The sequence below is a fragment of the Acetomicrobium thermoterrenum DSM 13490 genome (genome assembly GCF_900107215.1).
Lineage (GTDB): Bacteria > Synergistota > Synergistia > Synergistales > Acetomicrobiaceae > Acetomicrobium > Acetomicrobium thermoterrenum.
Genome location: NZ_FNPD01000015.1, coordinates 1 through 24,047 on the forward strand (window position 1 = coordinate 1; position 24,047 = coordinate 24,047).

Here is a 24,047-nt window from a genome sequence, read left to right on the forward strand (position 1 = left end):
AAGCAGCCAGCTAACTCGGAAAGAGCTCTAGGTATGCAGGTAATGGAAAATATTCTAACGTCAAATCCTGATCTAGATGCGGTGTTTTGTACTAACGATGAGATGGCTTTAGGGGCACTGCAAGCCGCGGAAGCTGCGGGAAAAAAGATAATAATTGTTGGATTTGACGCTAACAAAGATGCACTTGAAAGCATTATAGATAATGGATTAACTGCCACAATCGCTCAAAACCCATTTGCTATGGGTTTGTACGGAGTTGAAAACGCAATAAAACTGCTTAATGGAGAAGAAATACCTAAAAAGATTGACACAGGAACGACTCTGGTTACCATCGATAACGCAAAAGAATTTCTCAAACAAAAAGAAGAATTATCTTTGTAAAGTAAATCATTAGATTTAAAGCATTATAAATACAAGGCTGCTCCTTAAGGAGCAGCCTTGTATTTATAATGCTTTATTATTATTTAAAAAATTTATTTTGATACCAATATAGATTAGAATGAATTTGATAAAAGATCCGATATACATCAAGTCGTTAATTATTTTATATTGTATACATTCAAGATACATCTTATTCTTATTTAGTTTTATCTATATTTGTATTTCATTTGCAGGAGGTTCGAACAGTTTTGCAGCAGCATTTTATTATTTATAGATATTATGACTAATAATTAAATCAATCACCATACGACCATTTAGCCCATCATGAGGAATATCGTTTTTTGTAGTGGACAAGCTAAATAAAACATGCTATATTTTCATACAAAGGAGGCGATCTTTGTATGAAATTTTCCTTTGTTATATCATTACAGAACACTAAGTTTAACGCTATTGCTCTCAAAGAAAACTTGCAGCAAAACCTCGAAAAACTTAAAAAGTTATCATATGATGGAGTCGAATTGGCTATTCGTGATCCTAGCACTGTGGATATTGACGAAATGAATGCGCTACTCAATAAAAACAATTTTACCGTATGTGCCATCGGAACAGGACAGGCTTTTGTAGAAGATGGTCTATCTTTAACTCATCCAGATCCAAATATACGTGCTTATGCTATTAACAGGATCAAAAAATTTATAAACTTAGCTAGTAATATTACGGGCAAACCTAAAATTATAATTGGGCTAATAAGGGGCATAAAAAAAACAAATGTTAATGTTGAAAATTATTTTTATAAGTCAATGCAAGATATACTTTTGGAAGCGGAAAAATACAAAATTGATATATTAATAGAACCAATAAATAGATATGAAACCGATTTTATAAACAATATTCATGAAGCATTAATTTTTATAAAAAAACTCAACCACCCGAGACTACTGTTGTTAGCGGACACTTTTCATATGAACATCGAAGAACCCAATGTATGGCAATCCCTTGAAATATGCAAAGAAAAGCTGGGCCATATACATGTCGCTGATACCAATAGATGGGCTCCTGGATATGGCCACTTTGAGTGGGATATATTTTCTCAAACTCTAAAAAAAATAAGCTATTCTGGCTGGATTTCTGGTGAAATGCTACCAAAACCAAGCGAAGATGAAGCCATATCCCACACAATTACGCTTTTGCGTTCATTATTTAGTTAACAGGATTGCTATTCGATAGGAGGTGCACTAATGTGAAAAAAGATGACAAGAAACCTTTCGTTTTAATGATGGAAGGCATAGTTAAGCGTTTCCCTGGTGTTATCGCCTTAGATCGCGTAGATTTTACGCTTTACCCTGGTGAAGTACACGTTCTTTTGGGTGAAAATGGAGCTGGCAAATCAACGCTTATGAAAATTCTTTCAGGCGCTTATACCAAAGACGAGGGAAGGATTTTTATTAGCAATCAAGAGGTCGAAATTGGTGATCCTAGAACCGCACAAGACCTTGGAATTGCGATAATTTACCAAGAGTTTAGTTTAATACCACATCTCACGGTAGCAGAAAACATTTTTATAGGAAGAGAACCTAGAAAAAAAAATGGACTCATTGATTGGGAAGTTATGAAAAAAAGCACCCAGGAAATTCTCAAAGAACTGGATGCTGATTTCGGTGCACTAACACTAGTAAAAGAGTTAAGTGTTGCTAACCAACAATTAACGGAAATTGCTAAAGCAATATCTACAAATGCGCAAATCATTATTATGGATGAACCTACAGCCACATTAACTCCCCACGAGATAGATAAACTGTTTTCAATTATTAGAAGGCTACAAGATCTTAATAAGAGCATTATATTTATATCACACCACTTAGAAGAAGCGAAAGAAATTGGGGATAGAGCGACAATTTTAAGGGATGGCAAGCGTGTCGCAACTGTCAACGTAAATGAATCAACGATAGATGATTTTATTAAGATGATGGTTGGACGAACTTTAGATGAGCAATTTCCTAAAATTTACATAGACCATGGTGGGGAATATTTACGAGTTGAAGGCTTGTCGCGAGATGGATTCCTTGAAGATATTTCCTTTTCTCTATATGAGGGCGAGGTTTTAGGTGTCGCTGGCTTAGTGGGAGCTGGTAGAACGGAAATGTGTAGATGCATATTTGGTGCTGATCCTAAAACAAGAGGTCGAATTTATGTTCTAGGAGAAGAAGTCATTATTAATACTCCAAAAGACGCTATTAAAGCTGGCATAGGCTTTTTGACAGAAAACAGAAAAGAGGAAGGGCTAGTCCTATATATGAACATCCGGGAAAACATTACACTTCCAATTCTAAATTCATTAGCTAAATCACCCCTTAAAATAATCGACAAAAACAAACAAATAGAAATCTCCAATGAATATTTCAATCGGTTGAATATTAAAGCGCCTTCTCTGGAAAGACCAGTCAACGAACTTTCTGGAGGCAATCAGCAAAAAGTCGTTTTAGCAAAATGGTTGGCAACCAATTCAAAAATACTAATATTCGATGAGCCAACAAGAGGGATTGATGTTGGAGCTAAAGTAGAGATTTACGAATTAATGAATGAATTAATAAAACAAGGGGTTGCTATTTTAATGGTTTCGTCAGAAATGCCAGAAATAATAGGCATGAGCGATAGGATAATGGTCATGTGTAACGGTAGGATTACAGGCTTGATTGACGATAGATCGTGTTTTGACCAAGAACTAATTATGCGTTATGCAACCGCATATCGCAAAAAAGAAGTAGCATAAATATTCTACTAATAAAATATCCATTAAGTTAAGTGAGGTGTTGTCTGTGAGAAAACTGCGTGTAGGAATAATAGGTCTAGGAAGAATTGGAAGGATGCATGCCCGTAATATCAAAAGTATTATACAAGCCGATCTAGCAGCAATCTCTGACATATCGGAGGAAGCTGTTAATTCTGTAGCTGAGGAATTGCAGATTAATCAAAAGTATTATGACTATCGAGAAATGTTAAATGATCCCTCTATTGAAGCGGTGGTAATATGCTCTAGCACGAATACTCACGCACAAATCATTAAGGAAGCAGCATCTGCTAAGAAACATATATTTTGCGAAAAACCAATAGCATTAACAATAGAAGAAGTAAATGACGCTCTGAATTCTATAAACATATCGGGCATTAAGTTTTTTCTCGGTTTCAACAGGCGGTTCGACCCAACATTTAGCAAAATGAAGGAAGAGATTAAATCTGGGAAAATAGGAACTCCACATTTAGCTATAATCACAAGTAGGGATCCCGCTCCTCCTTCTTTAGATTATGTTAAAAGCTCTGGGGGGCTTTTTCTTGACATGACTATACATGATTTCGATATGGCAAGATTTATGTTAAATGATGAGCCTTATGAGATTTATGTTTCAGCTTCATCTTTAGTAGATCCTGCCATTGGAAAAGCTGGTGATGTTGATACAGCAGCCATTGTGATAACTATGAAATCTGGCGCAAGAGTGATAATTAACAATAGCCGTAAAGCTGTTTATGGATATGATCAACGCGTTGAAATTTTTGGCTCAGAGGGGATGATAATGAACCAAAATATGCCTAAAGATTTTGCATTTTTATCTAATCCATATGAAACACAGCTATCTAACCCTGTATATTTCTTTATAGAAAGATATAAAGAAGCTTATATACATGAAATCGAAACTTTCATATCTTGTGTCATGCAAGATGAAATCCCTCCGGTTGGAGGTGAAGATGGAAAAATATCGTTATTAATGGGATATGCTGCCCAAAAATCATTAACTGAAAACAGACCTGTTAAATTTTCTGAGGTAATTTAGTATCATATTTACATAATATATTTACAATAGAACGCGGAATATAAATGTTCATAATTATCTTAAGTTTACATCGAAGCTTGACATAACTATTAATAATCTATTTTTCTACAGCTTTAATATATGGTTTATATACCTTTAGAAAATATCCTTGGCGCTTTACATTTTACAGTTGTCATAAAATTAATAAATTATAAAAAGGGCCTTGTCAAAAGTAATATGCCGTAGTATGATATAGTTGTTTCGCATGATGAAAGTCTATTTCATATATAAACTATAATTAAGGGGGTAATCAAAAATGAAGGCTGTGAGGTTATATGCTGATTGGACACCAAAACCGGAATTTAAGTTAGGACCAAAAGACATTGAAGGTCGCCAAACATACCTTGGAAGTCAAGTTTGGAAAAACCCGCGCATCGTCATAGAAGATGTTGACGTTCCCAAACCCGGCCCTGGTGAAATTTTGATCGAGGTCAAAGCTTGTGGCATTTGCGGCAGTGACGTGCATATGGCGCAGCCTGACGATGATGGCTATATTATTTACCCAGGCTTAACGGGCTTCCCTTGTACATTAGGCCATGAATTTTCAGGCGTAGTAGTTGACGCTGGACCCGGAGCTTTTGACAAAAACACATTAAAACCCTTTAAAGGTGGCGAAGTCGTTTGTGTTGAGGAAATGATATGGTGTGGCCAATGTAAACCTTGTGCGGATGGATGGCCTAATCACTGCGAAAAGTTGGACGAGCTTGGGTTTAATGTAGACGGAGCTTTTGCTAAGTATGTTGTCGTTCCAGCTAAGCTTGCCTGGAGCTTAGATCCTATCAAGGAGCATTATTCAGAGGATAAGCTGTTTCTCCTAGGCTCGTTAGTTGAACCTACAAGTGTTGCGTATAATGCTGTTATTGAGCGTGGAGGCGGTATAAGGCCTGGGGATAACGTTGTAATTATGGGTGGCGGACCAATCGGCTTAGCTGGTTGCGCCATACTCAAAAGAGCTGGTGCTGCTAAAGTAATACTTTCCGAGCCAATGAAAGAACGAGGTGAATTAGGGAAAAAATTGGGAGCAGATCATGTTATAGATCCCACAAAAGAGAACTTCGCTGATGCAGTCTTAGACTTAACCAACGGTGAAGGTGCAGCTTTATACTTAGAAGCAACTGGGATTCCGCATATCATATTCCCTCAAATTGAAGAGGCAATTTGGAAAGGCAGGACCTTAAATTCTACTGTCGTAATAGTGGCTAGGTCTCCCGAAAAAACTCCCGTAACTGGTGAAGTTTTTCAGGTAAGGCGGGCAAGAATCGTTGGTGCTCAGGGTCACTCAGGACATGGTACATTTCCACGTGTGATTTCTTTAATGGCTTCTGGTATGGATATGACTAATATTATTACAAGAAAAATTAAACTGGAAGAAGTGCCTAAGTATATCGAAAACTTGCGCACCGATAAATCTGACTGCAAAGTAACATGTATTATGGATTAAGGTAAAGCGTTAAAATAAAAGGGAGGATAAAAAATGACCAGTGGGTTTTTTACAACTCAACATCCTTTAATAGTTTTTGAGGATAACTCTGTTGGAAGGCTAAAAAAGAAAATTTGGGAAGCAAATGAACGTGAAATTGATAATATTTTAAAAGAATACGACATACCGTCACCGCCAGAAGTTGGAAAAGCAGGATCGTATATACAAACAACACCCCGAGCCATTGCAATAGAAAAAAGGCGCAAAAACGATATCGTTTTTGTTCCAATTGGATGTACGGAGAATCACGGACTTCACGCAAATAGCGGATTAGATACTTTTATGGTGACACAAATCCTTGAAGGGATACGGAGGTATACTGCCAAGAAGGGACACGAGGTAAATCTTGCGCTTCCTCCGCTTAACTACGGGGGACACCCTTATCATCACGTTGGAATGCCTGGAACCATCATAATGCCTAAGGAAGTAGTAGAAGAAACACTTATATACGTAATGTTGGGGCTATGGAATGATGGGTATAGGAAAATTATACTTATCAATAATCACGGTCATTTATGGATGCTCGAATCAGCTGTCCAAGAGTTCTGCAAACGCTTTCAATTACCAGGTATTTTTATGGTTATCGATTGGCATCGTGCTGTTCGAGAATTTTTCTTCCCTGTTGATAGAGAAGATAGTCTTGAAACCCATTTTGTGCATGCTGATGAGTCTGAAACATCTGTGGCCCAACTTTTGTTCCCAGATATGATCGACATGAAATATGTACAGGATGCCGAGGGTGAATCGTTCCTGCCAGATGGTCATTTTGATAAATCAGTTGATCCTTTCCACAGACCTATGGCATGGTCTCAAGGCGAAGGTCACATGGCAATTGAGAGGGCAGCTACCCCTGAGGGTGTTGTTGGCCATCCAAGTAAAGCAAATCCCAAAAAAGCCAAAAGACCTATAGCTGCAATATTAAGCTACCTCACCTTATTACACGATCACATTAGAGAGGCATTTCCGCCAGGCGTGCTTCCACCTGTAGAAAAGGTGACATTAAGAGACCCAAAAGAGCTCGAACCGTTCTTGAAAGAACCATTCAGTCCTGGGTGGAAATCCGTTTATGAACTACCAATAATAGGTCCATTTACAAAACTATAGCTCCACTAAACCAATCGAAATACAAATAGCTATTCGTATTTCGATTGGTTTTTTCTTTAAATATTTAGAACGCGTCGTTTCAAACAGAAGGGAGGATAAGATAAAAAATGTCTAATTTCCTTAGAAGGTTCGGCGCATTAATAGGGCTCATATGCCTATGTATAGTGCTATCTATTATTTCCGAACACTTTTTAACATTTAATAATGTAATGAATATTCTTAAGCAATCGTCTATTAATGCACTGCTTGCTTTAGGCGTTCTTCTTCCAATTCTTACTGGAGGAATTGATTTGTCAGTTGGTTCGATCCAAGCATTCTCCATGTGTGTTATGGCTTTTTTTGCTGTTAAGATGGGTGTCAATCCTGTGATTGCAGTTATTATGGGAATATTTGCTGGAACTGCATTGGGATATTGCAACGGGCTTTTGTTAACAAAACTTAAATTACCGCACCCATTTATCTCAACATTAGGAATGATGAATATCGCTAGAGGATTAAGCTTAATAATCACTGCTGGATTTCCCATATCTGGTTTACCGTTACTTATCAGGTTCTTTGGTACAGGAGAAATGATGCGAATTCCAGTCCCTGCAATTTTAGTCTTAATAGTCTATCTAATATACTACGTTATTTTGAATCACACTCCCTTTGGCAGGTATGTTTATGCTATAGGAAGCAACAGAGAAGCTGTCAGACTCTCCGGAGTTAATGTTGATAGAGTCTTGAATATTGTCTTTGCAAGTGCCGGGTTCCTTGCATCTTTAAGCGCCCTTGTGCTTGCGGGAAGGGTAAACTCAGCCTATCCGCTTGCTGGATTAGGAGCCGAACTCGATGCTATAGCAGGAGCTGTTATTGGAGGCGCTTCCCTTTTTGGTGGAGAAGGTACAGTAGGTGGCACCATTATCGGTGTGTTAATTATGGGTGTTTTAAGGAATGGACTTAATCTTCTCAATGTATCAGCCTACTGGCAAACGGTAATTATAGGTGCAGTTGTAATACTTGCTGTGTGGGTTGACGTCTTAAGAAAACAAGCAGAATATAAATCATCTATTGCACGATAACATTAGTAATTTATTATATCAATCTGGAGGTTAGCGTTAAAAATGAAAAATTTAAACCGCAATATGTTGTATATCCTTAGCGAAAGCGGTTATTCAAAATATCTATTATTACCTAAAACCAATACTCTAGACCTACCTATAAAGGTCATGCAATTCGGAGAAGGAAACTTTCTTAGAGCCTTTGTCGACTCGCTCATACAAATGGCAAATGACAAAGACATATTTAAGGGTAAAGTTATCGTTATTCAACCTATACCCGAAGGCAGAGCCGATGCAATTAACGCTTCGGACGGTATTTTCACCCATATAGCCCGAGGTATTCATCAAGGACAACCTAAAGAAGAGATCAGAATCGTAGGAAGCATCGATAAGGCGCTCAAAGCATACGGGCAATGGGACGAAGTGCTTGAAGAGGCAAAAGATCCAAACATCAAAATAGTCGTCTCTAACACGACCGAAGCTGGAATTGCCATATCGCCTGACGATCGTTTCGACGACAACCCTCCCCACTCCTTCCCAGCCAAAGTAACCAGACTTCTTTACGAACGCTATAAGACATTGGGCAAAGATGATGGCAAGTTAATATTCATTCCCTGCGAGCTCATTGACCGTAATGGTGATGTATTAAAAGAATGTGTTATAAAATTATGCCATAAATTCGACCTAGAAAAAGAATTTATCGACTGGGTGGACAAAGAGTGCACATTTTGCTGCTCCTTAGTCGATCGAATTGTAACGGGATATCCGCAGGATGAAATCGAAGAGCTGACAAAGAGGTTGGGATATGTCGACAACAACCTCGTGGTTTCGGAGTTGTTTCACCTATGGGTAATAGAAGGACCAAGCTTTGTAAAAGACATATTCCCCCTACATGAGGCAGGCCTCAACGTGATCTTCACAGAGGACATAACACCTTATCGAACCAGAAAGGTTCGCATCCTAAACGGAGGACACACATCCACTGTCACTTTAGCTTATGCTGCAGGTTTAAACTATGTAAAAGAAATGGTCGAGCATCCAATTATCGGTGCATACTTAAAAGACCTCCTTTTTGAGGAGGTAGTTCCAACCGTTCCCGGCAATAAATCAGAAATATCTGCATTCGCACAAGAAGTGCTAGAAAGATTCAAAAATCCCTACATTAAGCACTCCTTGTTGGACATAACTTTAAATTCAACGAGTAAGCTGGCCGTTCGTGTAATACCAAGCCTCGTAGATTTTTATTCAATCACCGGAAAACTTCCGAACCGTTTGCTCTTGTCCGTCGCAGGCTATCTAAGGTTTTATAAGATCACCAGGACTGACGGTAAATATTTCTACGGTACTCGTGATAACGGCGAAGAATATCCCATTAGAGATGATAAGGAAATACTCGAATTCATGAAAAGCATTTGGGACGCTCCTGATGCCTCTTTTGGCATAAGACAATGCAGATCTATCGTAGAGAAGGCTCTCTCCCATCCAAAGCTTGAAGCCGAAGGCTTGTTAAAAGTGCCGGAAATGATCGATAAAATTTCACTTTATTTGCACGATCTCTTAAACAATGGTGCCGTAGAAAGTGTTAGGAGTGTAATAAATTCTTAGTTTTAAGGAGGATATAAATCAATATGTTCGACACAATTAATTATATCTGTTCCGCAAAAGTTATTGCAGTAATAAGAGCTAAATCTGCCAATGAAGGGTTAAGGTTATGCAAAGCCATTCATAATGGAGGAATTAAAACAATTGAAATCACTATGACTGTACCAAAAGCCATAAATACTATAGAAACCCTTCAAGAAGAGATGTCGGGTCAGGATGTATTAATCGGGGCCGGGACTGTGTGTGATTCAGAAACTGCTGTTGCTTGCATTAAAGCTGGAGCTAAGTTTATTGTATCTCCTTGTTTAGTTCCCGATGTTATTCATGCATGTCATAGATATAACGTGCTTGTTATGCCAGGTATCGGAACAGCTACAGAAGCATTTATGGCTACTCAGCTTGGAGCACAGTTATTAAAAGTGTTCCCGGGCGATGTGCTGGGTCCTCATTTTGTAAAATCGCTAAAAGGCCCCTTCCCCCATCTTAAGATGATACCCACAGGCGGTGTAACTTTGGAAAATATGGACCAATGGTTTAAGGCAGGAGTAGTTGCTGTAGGTATCGGTAGCTTCCTTACTAGGCCTGCTATAGAAAAAGGTGATTTCAACGTTGTAACATCCATAGCAAAAGAGGTGGTAGCTAAAGCTATGTGCTTATAATTTTCTATATTTATAAAAGGAGGAATATAAAATGCCAAAAACAATAATTACTTTCGGCGAGTTAATGCTTCGTCTATCGCCTCCGGACCACGAGGTGCTTCTCCAAAGCCCGATTTTGGAGGCCACCTTTGGAGGTGCCGAGGCCAATGTAGCTGTTTCTTTGGCAAATTACGGTGAAAATACGAGCTTCGTCACGGCACTGCCAAACAATCCGATAGGGAAAGCAGCTGTTATGAATTTACGTTCCTTTGGGATCGACACTTCGCACATAGTATTCAAAGGTGAAAGAGTGGGAATATATTACGCACAAAAGGGGTCATGTTTTAGGCCATCGCAAGTAATTTACGACCGTGCCCATTCCTCCTTTTCTGAAATCAAACCAGAGGATCTGGACTGGAACGTTATCTTCGAGGATGCCGATTGGTTTCATGTAACGGGAATTACACCTGCCGTCTCCGAAGGGGCTGCCCTGGCAACGTTAGAGGCAGTTAAAAAGGCAAAAGACATGGGAATTACTGTATCTTGCGACTTGAACTACAGAAAAAAGCTGTGGAAATGGGGCAAAAAGGCACCCGAGGTCATGAGAGAGTTGGCTAAATATCTCGACGTTATGATCGCCAACGAAGAGGATTGCCAGTTGGCGCTTGGAATAGATGCCCATATTGACGTAACCAAAGGCGCCTTAGACCCGGAAAGCTACAAGGGAATAATAAAAACGGTATTCGATTTATACCCTCAACTCAGTTACGTTGCCACAACATTGCGAGAAAGCGTAAGCGCAGACCACAACAATTGGTCTGCTATTTTAGCCAACAAAGACGCATTCATGGTAAGTCGCAAGTATCAAATAACGGATATCGTAGATAGAGTGGGCGGCGGAGATTCTTTCGGTGCAGGCCTAATTCATGGATTGAGACATTTTAAAGATCCCAAAGACGCTTTGGAATTTGCCGTAGCCGCTTCAGCTCTTAAACATACGATACCCGGTGACTTCAATAGGGTAAGCAAAGAAGATGTACTAAACCTGATGGGCGGAGACGTAAGCGGAAGGGTTCAAAGGTAAAAAAACGGGAGAGTCTCTCCCGTTTTTTTAAATTATAACGTAACTCCGTCTTTCCAGATGGCTATCTGTCTAAATCCGTTTTCTTCGCTTTTCGTCTTTTCTCCACTGGCTACGTCTATTATCTTTTGGATAAATTTGTCTAAAAGCTTCTCCATTGGCTCTCCTTCGAGCAAACTTCCTGCGTTAAAATCTATCCAGTTTCCTTTTCTGCGATAGAGATCGCTGTTGGTGGATACTTTTACGGTAGGCACAAATGTGCCGAAAGGCGTACCTCTGCCTGTCGAAAAAAGAACCATGTGACAACCGGCGGCTCCCAGAGCAGTTGAGGAAACCAAATCATTGCCAGGTCCTTCCAGAAGAGACAGCCCCTTTTTTCCAACCTGAGATCCGTAGGGCAAGACATCTACAACCGGTGCTCTGCCGCCCTTTTGAACACAACCAAGGGACTTTTCCTCTAAAGTCGTTATCCCGCCGGCCTTATTTCCTGGAGACGGGTTTTCATATACGGGCTGTCCGTGGGATATAAAATATTCCTTGAATCCATTGATAAGCTTGACGATTTTCTCAAATACTTCTTCGTTTTCGGCCCTTTCCATCAACAGCCTCTCAGCCCCGAACATCTCAGGCACTTCCGTCAGAACAGAACTACCTCCTGCGCATACAAGGAAATCCGAGAAAGCCCCAAGCAACGGATTGGCTGTTATCCCCGAAAATCCGTCAGAGCCTCCGCATTTAAGGCCAACCGACAGCGACGAAATGGGAACGTCTTCTCTCCTGTCAGAAGATGCATTTTCTGCCAGCTCGCATATTATTTTTGCTCCCGCTTCTATTTCGTCATCCACTTCCTGAGCAATAAGAAAACGAACTCTCTCCCTATCGAAATCGCCAAGATGCGCGACAAAAGAATCGAGTGTGTTATTTTCACATCCCAACCCTAAAACCAACACCCCGGCCGCATTTGGATGTTTTACTATTCCGGCAAGTATTTTTTGGGTCTTTTCCAGATCTCCTCCGAGTTGCGAGCAGCCAAAGGGGTGAGCCATGACGTTAAAACCGTCGATCGTGAACGGAAAAGATTTACCGTCGAGAATTGACTTGGCTTTTTTAAATACAAGATCTCCGATTTCGTTTATGCATCCCACTGTCGGCACTATCCAAATCTCGTTTCTTATGCCCACCAAACCGTTTTTACGCATAAATCCCTTAAATTTCCGCATTATCGAAGAATCGGGACAAGTCAGATAATTCTTTGGTTCGTAGGAATATTCCTCCAAGCCTTCCAGATTGGTTTTCATATTATGGGCATGGACATGCTCCCCTGCTCGAATCTCAACAATTGCCCTTCCAATGGGGAATCCGTACTTTACCACCTTTTCTCCGGATTTTATATCCTTTAAAGCGACCTTATGCCCTACGGGCACATCGCTTATCAACGTCAAAAACTGTCCGCCAATTGTTACGACATCGCCCGTTTTAAGTTCTTTTACAGCAACTGCAACGTTATCTTTGGGAGTTATTTGCAATATAGACATCGTATTCACCTTCTACCGCTACATTCCGGGCAGAGAATTTAGTGCCTCAGATATCTTGGCGGCAATTTCCTGAACCTTTCTTCCCGCTTCTAGCATCTTTTCTTCTTGGAACCTATAAGCCGGAGCGGAGACGCTTATGGCGCCCACGGGCCTGCCATTCTGCAATATGGCTGCTCCGACGCAACAAATACCCTCTTCGTTTTCCTGTAAATCCTTTGAAAAGCCTTCCTGCCTGATTTTAGACAATTCGGCCATTAGATTTTCACGATCAACTATAGTATTGGGCGTTTTTGAGACAAGCCGGGTTTTCCTTAAATAAGCGTCCAGCTCCTCTTTGCTCAAGGAAGCTAAAATCGCCTTCCCCGCTGCCGTGCAATATAAAGTCAGATGCGCACCAATTCTGGAGTGCATCCTCACGGGATGGGGAGTATCCAACTTCTCTATGTAATATGCTTCTTCCCCATCGAAGGATATCAAATGAACTGTCTCTCTGGTAAGATCCCAAAGCTCCACCAAGTAGGGTTTAGCTATCTCCAGCAAGACATTTTGTCCCTTGTAAGCGCTGGCCCAAAAAAGCACTGCGGGACCTATGGCATACTGCCCGTTACAGCGCACGACAAGCGAATGTTCTTCAAGGGTGTTAAGAATCCTAAAAACAGTAGTTTTGGGCAACGATATCTTGCCCACTATCTCCGACAGACTTGAAGGCTGCCCCAGCTCGGCAAGACAATTCATGACATCTACTGCTCTTTCTAAAACCCGTATGTTTGCTACACCAGGCATTTAAATTCCTCCATATGGAAAATTATTTCATTGTTTGTATATTATACCATATTTAAATTCTGCATAAAAACTCACCATCGCTTTTCGCTCTTTGCTGTCATTCTTTCTAAAACTTACCCGGAAACTAACAACAAACACGAAACATACGAATTGGTCTCCCATGGAAAAGATGCTTGGAAGCTTTTGCTATCCCTGTAATGGAAGACTCAGCTATCTCCCTCTTGTCATGTTAAGCCCCCCTTTTAGGGCAGTGGTTTGACCCTTCTGTTGGAATTGCCAAACAACATTACGGCATGGACTGCTTTTCCTAAATATGTATAATACATAACAAAGTATAGACCTTTTAAAAGGCTTTTCCCGGTGATTCATGACACTCCAAACGGGAAATGATCCGCCAGAAAGCTGGTAATTCTCGGTAGAACCTCAGGAGAAATAGCTGTTAAAATTAACTTTGTAAATCAATGAAACATGTTTTATAATAATTCAATATTTTTATTAAGCATATATTTTAATTTTATCAAACCAAAAAGGGAGTGTTTCTGATGGCGACCATGAACCGTAAAAAGGAGGCTCGAAGATTAAGCTGGGGCATACTTATTATTGTTATCCCAATCTTAATATTAATATTTTGTGGACTAGCATTCTCCACTATTACATTATTTCAAAAAGCTCTAACTAGATCAATGAGCGAAAAACTAGTTGAACAGGTGAAGGTGGAGGCAGCTAAGATGAATATCTTTCTTTCAGAAGGCAAAGCAGCATCCTACCTTGCTTATGACATTGAAGCTCTAGACAATTACGACGTAGATCTGATCGGACCTATAATTAAAAAGTACCTTGAGAAACACAATGAAGTTATCAGTGGCGGATACTGGCTTGAACCTTACGTTTATAAGTCTGATTTAAAGTATTATGGCCCTTTTTACTATAAGGATGGCAAGGAAATAATATTGTCATGGGAATACAACACGGACGCAGTCAATTATTTGAATGAAGATTGGTACAAATTGGGATTTACTGGTGATGACAGCCTTAAATGGTCCGAGCCTTACATTGATCCTGTAACAAAGGTTTTAATGATAACCTCGGTAGCGCCAATCGTAAAAGACGGTAAACGCATTGGTGTTACGACCATGGACGTCAGCCTTGCAAATTTAGATCAATATATAAGCGGAATTAAATTTGGTCGAAATGGCCTGGCTTTCCTGATAACAAGTACGGGATATTATATGAGCTTTCCGGATAAGGATAGAAACCTCAAAGTCAGGATAACGGAGGAAAAAGAAGGCCTATTCACAGAAATAGGCAAAGCAATATCCGAAGGAGCCTCTGATGGCATATACTTTGGCAATGCTATGAACGACACTTATGTGGCTACCATTCAACCTGTGGGCGACACTGGTATAAAGATGGTAGCTATGATGCCAAGATCTGAATTTTACGATACTCGTGATGTCGTATTGAAGGTTGTTGTAATCTCCGTAATAATCGCCATTATGGCTCTGTCTCTGTTGATTTGGCACGTAATTAATATCAGGGTAAATCGCCCTCTATCCAGCTTGCTTGCGTATGCCGACAAAATCTCTGCAGGTGATCTTACTGTATCGCTGGACATAAACAGAAAGGATGAGATTGGGGAGATATTCGAAGCATTCAGAAAGGTTCAAGTTTCAATGAAAGATATAGTCAAAAGCATAATGCCTATCAGCAGTAAGCTAACAGACAATGCATCTGCCCTTTTAAAAGTAAGCCAAAGCACTACAGATGTCATGCGAAGGATTCGGGATAATATGAACAATTTAAACAACATAGCTGAATCAAATGCTTCCGTAGTGGAAGAAACAAATGCCGGCATTGAGGAGATAAGCTCTGCTGCTCAAACATCAGCGCGCGAGTCCACTAAAGGTGTCGATGCAGCTTCCAATGTATTTGAAACCGCCAAGATCACCGCTTCGGTCATGGACGAATCAGTAAAAGAACTGCGAACTGTGGGACAGTTTTCTCAACAAAGTATGCACAACGTTCAAGATTTGGCGGAAACGGTATCCAAGATATCCGAGTTCGTGAACGTTATTTCCAATATAGCCGCACAAACTAATTTACTGGCATTAAATGCCGCCATAGAAGCTGCAAGAGCCGGTGAAGCAGGTCGCGGTTTTGCTGTCGTAGCTGAAGAAGTTCGCAAGCTTGCCGAAAAATCCGGAGAGGCAGCTGATGAAATTTCTTCGACCATGGATGGGCTTTTGGGGAAATCCCAGGAGACGGTAGCGTCAGCACAGGAGTCCACAAGAAAGCTCGACGCAATCATTGGCAAAATTGTTAATACAAAGAATAAAATTGATGAGTTTTTGCAGGAAATCTCAAAAATCACTGACGTCATACAAAGCATCGCAGCTGCTTCAGAAGAACAATCGGCATCTATACAGGAAATCGCCTCTGGCATGGATCAGTTGGCAAGCCATACATCGGAAACTGCACATATGGCTTCCGATGTTTACAACACCTTATCAATATCGGAAAAAGAAGTGGAGCAAATAAAGTCACAAGCCGAAAACCTGCAAGAGTTCGTTGCAAAGCTTGGGGAAATAGCATCCCGATTTAAAATTGATTCAGCGGAGTTAAATATTCATAAGTCCACTACCATTTCTGAGCACAGTTAAAACAAAGGCCGCCCAAACGACATTGGGCGGCCTTTGTTTTAATACATAATAGTGGACTTCCTCCGTTTTAGCGGACACCAACCAACTTAAGAGTCACTTTTACAGGATTTTCATATGTTTTCTCAAATCCCTCTCAAGTTTGTAGCCAGGAGTCGAATGCTGTCTAGTGCTATTGCAGAAGTCCTCAATATATTCAAATGTATTGATCATGGCTTCAGCCCTGATTTTAAACCTGCGACGATATATAGGTAAACCTTAAGGGTCATATTGTAGATTTTAATAATTTGTGATACTTTATTGTCCTAAAAAACAATTTTGAAAGGAGATGACAGGAATGGCTAGCGAATCACAGCAGAAAAAGTTTTCTTTTTTAGAATGGTTTATGAATTTTGATTTCTACAGAAAATTTTTGTTACCTGGCTTTGTTTTGCAATCAGTGGTAATAGCAGGTGGCTACGGTACTGGAAGGGAAATAGTAGAGTACTTTATGCAATATGGCCCAAAGAATGGTCTTTTAGGTATGTTTTTTGTTACCACTATTTTGTGGGCTGCGGTATGTGCTGCTAGCTTTGAGTTTGCCAGATTATTCCGCACATACGACTATAGGAGCTTTTTCAAACATTTGATTGGAGGGGCATGGCCTCTTTATGAAATATGTTACATTATATTGCTCTTTATAGTCCTCGGCGTTTGCGGCGCTGCCTCGGGAAGCATTTTAAAAGAGACGTTCAACTTGCCCCCATTGGCTGGAGCGGGTGTATTTTTACTGTTAATCGCCCTTCTAACATATTTTGGCAGTCGTGTCATTGCAGCTGCTCTATCGTGGTGGTCCTTTTTTCTCTATATTGTATATATTGTTTTTTTAGTACTTGGTTTTATGAAATTTAGCGGTAATATCACGGAAAGTCTTTCATCTGGAGTGAATAAACCCGGCTGGGTCATGGGCGGCTTTCAATATGCTTTTTACAATTTAGGATGTTTACCAGCAATACTTTTTGTCACGCGCTTTATTGAGACTAGAAAAGAGGCCATCATTTCAGGCATATTTGCTGGGCTATTAACGATTTTGCCAGGATTTTTTCTATATATTGTTTTACTTGGGGCATATCCAGACGTTCTAACGATTGAAGTCCCAACATATTTTGCTCTACAAAGAATAGGATTAACGTCGCTTCTTATTACTTATATGATAGTCCTTTTTGGAACTATGATAGAGACAGGCACGGGTTTTATTCATGCAGTGAACGAACGAATCAATTCTTATATGCTGGATAAAAAAGGTAGGGAAATTTCACGAACTCAGAGGGGGGCTATAGGCTTTGTAATGGCGCTTCTGGGTTTGTTAATTTCATCCTTTGGACTTATACCGCTAATAGCAAGGGGTTATGGAACTATATCATGGGGATTTTTCATTCTTCATGGAGTTGCTCTATTTACAATAGGTATTTACAAGATCGTAAAAGCCAAAGGGAAACGAGTTCATGAATCTATAAAATATTAAATGAAAATGTTTAATATATCTTAAAAACTTTGTTATACCATAATTCAAAATTGAATATGATTCATAAGTGGATTTTCGTGTTATCTTTAAAACTAGCGTTTTATCTACTTAGTGTAACGATCTATAATGATCTACATTTGCTATCTCTATTAGAGGCTTGTTTGTCATTGATATATTTTTAATATGTTAGGGGGGGGAATAAAGATTATGTGGGAAACACTGAAGAGATACACACACAAAAAGCTGGAAAGAAACCTAGAAATTGTAGATGAAGAAACTAAATACATTCCTAAAGCTTGTGCGTTAAAGTACTATCCACTCGTTATAAAAGAAGCAAATGGATCTATCGTAAAGGACGCAGACGACAACGAATATATAGATTTTTTATCCAGCGCTGCAGTATATAACATAGGACACAAACACCCTAAAGTCGTTAAGGCTGCTAAAGCGCAAATCGACAATGTGATAAATTACACCATGGCTTATTTTTATGAAACTCAACCAATCGAACTTGCCAAAAAAATTACTGCCATTACGCCAGGTAAGTTTCCAAAAAAGGTTACCTTCGGATTTTCAGGATCGGATGGTGTTGACTCAGCAATCAAAGCTTCGCGTGCCTTTACTGGAAGACAAACAATTATGGCATTTGAACATTCCTACCACGGAATGACTTACGGTGCTCTGTCTGCAACGGGTATTGTGGATCCAAAAGCTAAAAGTATTTTGGGAGTAATGGATGTCAAGTTCGTAGAGTTCCCAGACCCTTACAGAAACTCTTTTGAAATTGACGGGTATGAACATCCCGAAAAACTGAGCAATAAAGCCCTAAATGCCATCGATGCAGCAATAACTAACTTAAAGGAAAAACCAGCATGTATAATAATAGAACCCGTGCAGGGAGATGCAGGCGCTGTCATCCCTCCAAAAATGTTTCTTAAAGGCCTTAGGGAACTTGCAGATAACTATAACATCCTTCTAGTTGATGAAGAAGTTCAGACGGGAATGGGAAGAACAGGCGAGCTGTGGGCTATTGAACACTTTGGAGTTGAACCAGATTTGCTTGTCACCGCCAAAGCCTTGGGCGGAGGTTTTCCTATTTCAGCCACTGTAGGAAGGGCCGAAATTATGGATAGCGTTCCTCAACCACTATTCGTCTTTACCCATATAGGCCATGCGGTAAACGCTTCTGCTGCCATAGCTGCCATTGAGGTGGTCCAAGAAGAAAAACTATCAGAGCGTGCTACTCAAATTGGAAAACATACGATCAAGAAATTTCAAGAAATGTGTAGCAAATATCCAATAATTGGTGACGTGAGAGGTTTGGGTCTTCTAATTGGAATCGATATCGTTAAACCAGGCACTAAAGAACCAGATAAGAATACTGCGCAGAAAATTTGTTGGCGTGCTTGGGAACATGGGTTAATTCTGATAACATTTGGCAAACACGGGAATGTATTGCGTATAGCGCCACCTCTAAATATATCCAATGAGCAACTTGATGCAGGGATAACTATAATCGAAGAATCAATTCAAGATGTACTAGCGGGAAAGGTTTCTGACGATGTGTTAAAATTCTTGAGAGGATGGTAAATTTCCTGAAATATATATTGGTAAAGGGGAGAACTTTCTCCCCTTTACCAATATATATTTCTTACTGACGCGGAATACCAGATTCCTCATATATTCGATTCATTAAATCTGTCCCAACGATACCCTCCATCTTTGGCCAAACAACTTTCCTGATATGGTTAGCTATTTGATTTAGTTGTTCATCTGATAACATGACGATGGTCCATCCATATTCATCTTTCAGTTTTTGGCGATATTCTTCGTCTACTAGTTCAGCCTTGTCCCATTGAATTTTAGCTTCTTCCTGAGCAGCTTGGGTCAATATTTGCTGATCCTCTGGAGAAAGCTTGTCCCACAAATCCTTATTGATAACAAACCACCACGTCTCGATGTAATCATTGTATTGGATCCAAACCTTTTGAACATCCCTAAATTGCCATGCTTGGAAAGGAGGCCCTCCCATCTGGCCATCGGCAATCCCCATCTGTAGGGAGGTGTAAACTTCAGCATATGGTATAGGAGTGGGAATATAACCCAATGCTTCATAAGTCCATTCGCAAGGTTTGATGGGCATTACGCGCACCTTAACTCCCTTTTGCACTGTAGGATCGTCGTATTTATCTGGAAGTTTGCTCAACGAAAGTCCTGACATACCTACAGGAAGAACATCAAGGGCCTTTATATTATGTTTTTCCCACAAAGTTTGATTGACCCTGAAAGTCCAGCCTTCAGGTCCGTACACTTTCTTTGCTTCTTCAAATGTAGTAAACAAGTATGGGAAATAGTAAGCTAAATTTAGCTGTGGATCAAAATTAGCATTAGCTTGTTGCAATCCCAATTCAATTGTACCGCGCATAATCATTTCGAACACTTCAGTCCAATCACCCAGAACACCGCCAGAATAAACATCAATCTTTATGCGGCCATTTGAACGTTCGAAAACTTTGCGGGCAAATTCCTTGGCACGGATATCGTAATCGCTGCCTTCTGGATGAATCTGAGACATTCGCCAATGATATTGAGGTTCGGCTGCAAAGGAAGGTGTCCCTACAAAAAGAAAACTCATTAAAACAAAAACGCCTACGAATAATACGATAACAGATTTTCTTACACCCATATTATCTCCTCCTTTTTATACCTATACCTACTCTCACACTAATACCGCAGAAAACTTAAAACATTATCATATAAATATGTTATATTATATTTTTCCAGTCACCCCCCTATCAAACATATACCTATTATTAATAGAATGATATATTATTTTACCCCCATAATCAATCGGGGTAAAAACATGGAAAACCATGGTACATAAGTTGTTAGAATTATAATAGGTAAGTTACCCAAAATCATAAAAACAAGGGCCGTTGGTATATACTCATTAAACTGCACCTTTCCAATGCGCCCCCCTAAGTAAAGAATAGGTGCGGTTGGAGGGGTAACGTTTCCCAATCCAAGATTTGTTCCTAATATTGCCGCAAAATGCACAGGATGCACCCCAATCCTCATCATCAGGGGTAAAAGCAAAGGCGCAACTAACATAGTCCCGCTCAAATCATCCATGAGCATGCCTATTATTATTAGGAATACGTTTACCATCAACAGAATGACAATTTTGTTGTCCGATATAGAAAGAAGGAAATCCGCTATTATCATGGGAACCCGCTGCATAGTATAAAGTCGACCCAAAATAGTAACGAAAAAAAGCATTAATATTATAACACCACTTGTCGTTGCTGCTGAGGTTAATGAATCGAAAAATGATTTTATATTAAGTTCTTTATAAACAAAAAAACCAATAATTATGGAATAAGTAACCGCTACAGCAGCTGCTTCTGTGGGTGTTGTTGCTCCACCATAAATGGCTCCAAGTATTATGACGGGCATAAGCAAACTCCAAATACTCCTTTTAGTGGCTCTAGCAACTATTTTGACTTTCTCAAAACCTGGAGCGGGAGGTTCAACAGCTACAGTGGGGAAATTTCGTTTAACCATATAGAAATTGATTAAAGAGTAAATCGTCGCCATGGCGATGCCTGGAAGTATGGTTGCCAGAAAACATGCAGTAACTGATGTCTGCGTTACCCATCCATATAGAATCATTGGAACACTGGGGGGAATTAATTGGCCTAATATGGCAGAACAACTGACCATAGCAGTGGAATAATACCTAGGATATCCTCTTTCCTCTAATTTTGGGATCATAATAGTTCCAATTGCGGCAACAGCCGAAGAAGCAGTTCCCGATATCGCCCCAAAAATAGCGCACGCCCAAATCGTTGCAGCTCCTAGTCCGCCCTTCATACGACCTAAAACGGAATCAGCAAAACTAGTCAATCTTTCGGCAATACCGCTTGAACTCATCAGCATACCCGCAATAATAAAAAAGGGAATTGAAAGAAGTGTTAGAGAATTAAGGGCTCTAAATCCAACCGTCATGAGAAATGAAAAATCAGGAAAGGCAACTATCCCCATATAAAGAGCTGCTGCCATAAAGCAGAAAGGTACCGGGATGCCAACAACGATGGTTACAATTAAAATGATAATATCAATTATGATGTGCATTATCCTTTATCCTCCTCTGCATGAAGGGATTCAACCAGATCTGTCTTTTCAATCTCGACCATTGATATTTGAACAGGCCTTTTACCCAGTGCTTGGAGGAAATAATCAATAAACTCTATAAATGTATATAATAACATTAGCATTGCCGCAATGAACAAGGCTACTTGGGAATAGATCATCGGTATCCCCAAAGAAGGTGACCGTTCAAAGGTTTTCAGCGACCAAAGAAAGTAATTCCATGTCCAATTAGTCATTATTGCTATCATGACAAGTGTGAATAAAGTAACCCCAGATTTTATGAACACCAACTTTCTTGGGGATTTTACTAAAACATTAAGCAAATCCGCCTTAATATGACTTCGTTCTCTTGAGCCATTGGCTGCACCTATAAAATACATCCAAAATCCCAACAGTGTTGCCATCTCCTCTACGCCCATTATTGGATGTTTAAAGACATACCTAAGTACGACTTGAGTCATAACCAAGATGACGATCACCATAGAGGTAATAACCATAATGGTTCTTTCAATTCGTGAGAGAAAATTCCATATTATCAATCCCAAAACTTTCACTCCTTCCTTATATTAACTTATTAATATAAATATACTACCATTATTTATAATGAACTATAATGAACATTATATGGTATTACTACCTATAGGGGATTATATTTGCTAAATATTTGTGAAATTATAACTTACCCTTGCCGCTCTTGTACAGTATGGGTTTGATGGTTTATCACTATTCATTATCGAACCTGAGAATGAAGGCTTTATCGGCTTCAGTATAAACGGAAAAAGCGTATTACAAGTCAGACCCGGACGCAAGGTGGACGGTAAAACGCGGCAAGTCCTACTTGGGTACAGGGTACACGTAAACGCAGACGAAAGATGAATTGTAAGACGTCTTGGAATGACGCCTTCAAACGTTCATGATTCGAATAAGCTCCTGAGCCATATAGACGAGAAAGAGACAAAAGCTATATACAAGATAAACCTTACGATAACAGCCAGGACATAAGAGATTGGTGTAAGTAAAACGATATAAAATGCTTCATCCTCCGTAGGGAAAAACACACTCTTGACTGAAGCCGGATCCCAAGGAAATAAGATATTGTCCAAGAAACGTTTCCCCCTTGAGCAGGTATAAAGAACTTAAAGAGGACATGGAACATCCTTAACGCCGTAAATGATTCTTCTTCAGGTAAGCTTAGTTATTTGCAAGGCGTTAGTACGTCTTTTTCAAGGTACTTGAAGCGAAAAACTGTTAAAAAGGACATATAAAAAGCCCGTAAAAACCGAACAAATAGGTCGAGAAAGGTTCAAAAAACCATGTCCTTTAACGTCGTAAAGGAGATGTTTAAGAGGAATAAGAAACTAAGAGGGTGTTTCGGAAGGTTCGTCAAAATTACTCTTACTTATTGGAAAATAAACGCCTTTGTATGTAAATTAACAGAAAAATTGGTAATACCCCACTGCAAATATGATTGCAATTATAACAGGCAAAACGTAGGTCATGTAGCCCCTTAAACCCTCGGGAAATTTGGGACCTATTCCGGTGTTGGCTTCCTTTATGAAGTTCTCCCAACCCCAACCGTATTTGGAAGTGCAGAAGAGCACGAAAATGAGAGAGCCGATGGGAAGGAGGTTGAAGCCCACGATAAAGTCCTCTAAATCTAGTATATTAGTACCTTTTCCCAGGATCTCCAAACCGCTCCATGGACCGAAACCCAAAACGCAGGGAAGGGAAGCTATGAACATGACAACTATGCCGATGTAAGAAGCTTTTTTCCGGCTCCACTTCCACTCATCCATAGCAAAAGCGATAAGATGCTCAAAAACGGCTATGACCGTGGTGAGGGAGGCAAAGGAGAGAAAGACGAAGAAAAGCGTACCCCACAGCCTTCCGCCCATCATGGAGTTAAATACGTTTGGAAGGGTCACGAAGATCAATCCTGGGCCAGCTCCGGCATCCACTCCGAAGGCAAAGCAGGCCGGGAATATGACCAATCCAGACATCAGGGCTGATAGCGCCCCAAAAAATATGACATATACAGATTCCCCCGTCAAAGCTCTCTTTTTACTCAGATAACTTCCAAAGATCGTCATACTTCCTATGCCTAAGCTCAAAGAAAAGAAGGCCTGGCTCATGGCTGCATAAACCGCTTCCCAACTTAGTTTGGAAAAATCAGGTTTAAGGTAAAAGGCCAAGCCCTTTTCAGCGCCGGGCAAAGTAACGGAAC

The 24,047-nt window shown here is 39.9% G+C and carries 19 protein-coding genes; 13 read left to right on the top strand and 6 right to left on the bottom strand.

Features of this window, described 5'->3' with window-relative positions:
- The 10 genes from BLU12_RS09555 to BLU12_RS09600 all read left to right on the top strand — a co-directional run.
- On the top strand, nt 1-381 hold a 381-nt coding region (locus BLU12_RS09555), incomplete at its 5' end, for a sugar ABC transporter substrate-binding protein (protein WP_143270396.1).
- Nucleotides 382-782: 401 nt separating this feature from the next.
- Entirely contained in the window at nt 783-1,589 is an 807-nt protein-coding gene (gene iolO / locus BLU12_RS09560; RefSeq protein WP_091462375.1) for a 5-keto-L-gluconate epimerase, read from the top strand.
- A 32-nt stretch (nt 1,590-1,621) separates the two neighbouring features.
- On the top strand, nt 1,622-3,151 hold the full coding sequence (locus BLU12_RS09565; protein ID WP_091462377.1) for a sugar ABC transporter ATP-binding protein: 1,530 nt from the start codon (nt 1,622-1,624) through the stop codon (nt 3,149-3,151).
- Nucleotides 3,152-3,197: 46 nt separating this feature from the next.
- On the top strand, nt 3,198-4,208 hold the full coding sequence (iolG, locus tag BLU12_RS09570) for an inositol 2-dehydrogenase (protein WP_200778755.1): 1,011 nt from the start codon (nt 3,198-3,200) through the stop codon (nt 4,206-4,208).
- Between the two features lie 295 nt (nt 4,209-4,503).
- A complete protein-coding gene (gene iolM / locus BLU12_RS09575) occupies nt 4,504-5,688 on the top strand; it encodes a scyllo-inosose 3-dehydrogenase (RefSeq protein WP_009202303.1) in 1,185 nt (394 codons plus the stop codon).
- A 33-nt stretch (nt 5,689-5,721) separates the two neighbouring features.
- Nucleotides 5,722-6,831 (top strand): 3-dehydro-scyllo-inosose hydrolase, encoded by a 1,110-nt coding sequence (gene iolN, locus BLU12_RS09580; protein ID WP_009202302.1) that lies wholly within the window; start codon nt 5,722-5,724, stop codon nt 6,829-6,831.
- A gap of 107 nt (nt 6,832-6,938) precedes the next feature.
- On the top strand, nt 6,939-7,892 hold the full coding sequence (locus BLU12_RS09585; RefSeq protein WP_050767894.1) for an ABC transporter permease: 954 nt from the start codon (nt 6,939-6,941) through the stop codon (nt 7,890-7,892).
- A gap of 42 nt (nt 7,893-7,934) precedes the next feature.
- Complete coding sequence (locus BLU12_RS09590) at nt 7,935-9,476, top strand: tagaturonate reductase (RefSeq protein ID WP_091462378.1); 1,542 nt, start codon at nt 7,935-7,937, stop codon at nt 9,474-9,476.
- Nucleotides 9,477-9,499: 23 nt separating this feature from the next.
- A complete protein-coding gene (locus BLU12_RS09595; RefSeq protein WP_091462380.1) occupies nt 9,500-10,132 on the top strand; it encodes a bifunctional 4-hydroxy-2-oxoglutarate aldolase/2-dehydro-3-deoxy-phosphogluconate aldolase in 633 nt (210 codons plus the stop codon).
- A 31-nt stretch (nt 10,133-10,163) separates the two neighbouring features.
- Nucleotides 10,164-11,195, top strand: a complete 1,032-nt coding sequence (locus BLU12_RS09600; protein ID WP_091462381.1) for a sugar kinase — start codon at nt 10,164-10,166, stop codon at nt 11,193-11,195.
- Between the two features lie 32 nt (nt 11,196-11,227).
- Here the strand turns inward: BLU12_RS09600 and BLU12_RS09605 are convergent, their stop codons facing one another.
- Together BLU12_RS09605 and BLU12_RS09610 are read right to left on the bottom strand one after the other, a co-directional pair.
- Nucleotides 11,228-12,727, bottom strand: coding sequence for a UxaA family hydrolase (locus BLU12_RS09605; RefSeq protein WP_091462383.1), 1,500 nt, complete (start codon nt 12,725-12,727; stop codon nt 11,228-11,230).
- An 18-nt stretch (nt 12,728-12,745) separates the two neighbouring features.
- A complete protein-coding gene (locus tag BLU12_RS09610) occupies nt 12,746-13,510 on the bottom strand; it encodes an IclR family transcriptional regulator (protein WP_091462385.1) in 765 nt (254 codons plus the stop codon).
- 728 nt (nt 13,511-14,238) lie between these two features.
- On the opposite strand from BLU12_RS09610, the gene BLU12_RS09615 reads away from it, so the two are divergent.
- From BLU12_RS09615 to BLU12_RS09625, 3 genes are all read left to right on the top strand, one after another.
- Entirely contained in the window at nt 14,239-16,170 is a 1,932-nt protein-coding gene (locus BLU12_RS09615; protein ID WP_159428523.1) for a methyl-accepting chemotaxis protein, read from the top strand.
- Between the two features lie 334 nt (nt 16,171-16,504).
- The gene (locus tag BLU12_RS09620) at nt 16,505-17,671 is read left to right on the top strand and encodes a YkvI family membrane protein (RefSeq protein WP_091462388.1); all 1,167 of its coding nucleotides are present in this window, start codon (nt 16,505-16,507) and stop codon (nt 17,669-17,671) included.
- A 207-nt stretch (nt 17,672-17,878) separates the two neighbouring features.
- Nucleotides 17,879-19,261, top strand: a complete 1,383-nt coding sequence (locus tag BLU12_RS09625) for an aspartate aminotransferase family protein (protein ID WP_091462390.1) — start codon at nt 17,879-17,881, stop codon at nt 19,259-19,261.
- Nucleotides 19,262-19,322: 61 nt separating this feature from the next.
- On the opposite strand, the gene dctP is transcribed toward BLU12_RS09625, so the two are convergent.
- The 4 genes from dctP to BLU12_RS09650 form a co-directional block, all read right to left on the bottom strand.
- Nucleotides 19,323-20,357 carry a TRAP transporter substrate-binding protein DctP gene (gene dctP, locus BLU12_RS09630; RefSeq protein WP_091462392.1) on the bottom strand — a complete coding sequence of 345 codons (1,035 nt, stop codon included), beginning with the start codon at nt 20,355-20,357 and terminating at the stop codon, nt 19,323-19,325.
- Nucleotides 20,358-20,500: 143 nt separating this feature from the next.
- Nucleotides 20,501-21,805: a TRAP transporter large permease gene (locus BLU12_RS09635; RefSeq protein WP_091462394.1), complete on the bottom strand. Its 1,305-nt coding sequence runs from the start codon at nt 21,803-21,805 to the stop codon at nt 20,501-20,503.
- Entirely contained in the window at nt 21,805-22,368 is a 564-nt protein-coding gene (locus tag BLU12_RS09640) for a TRAP transporter small permease (protein ID WP_091462396.1), read from the bottom strand. The genes BLU12_RS09635 and BLU12_RS09640 overlap by 1 nt, the downstream gene beginning before the upstream one ends.
- A gap of 885 nt (nt 22,369-23,253) precedes the next feature.
- Nucleotides 23,254-24,047: sodium-dependent transporter (locus tag BLU12_RS09650; protein ID WP_143270397.1), on the bottom strand; the 794-nt coding region annotated here is incomplete at its 5' end.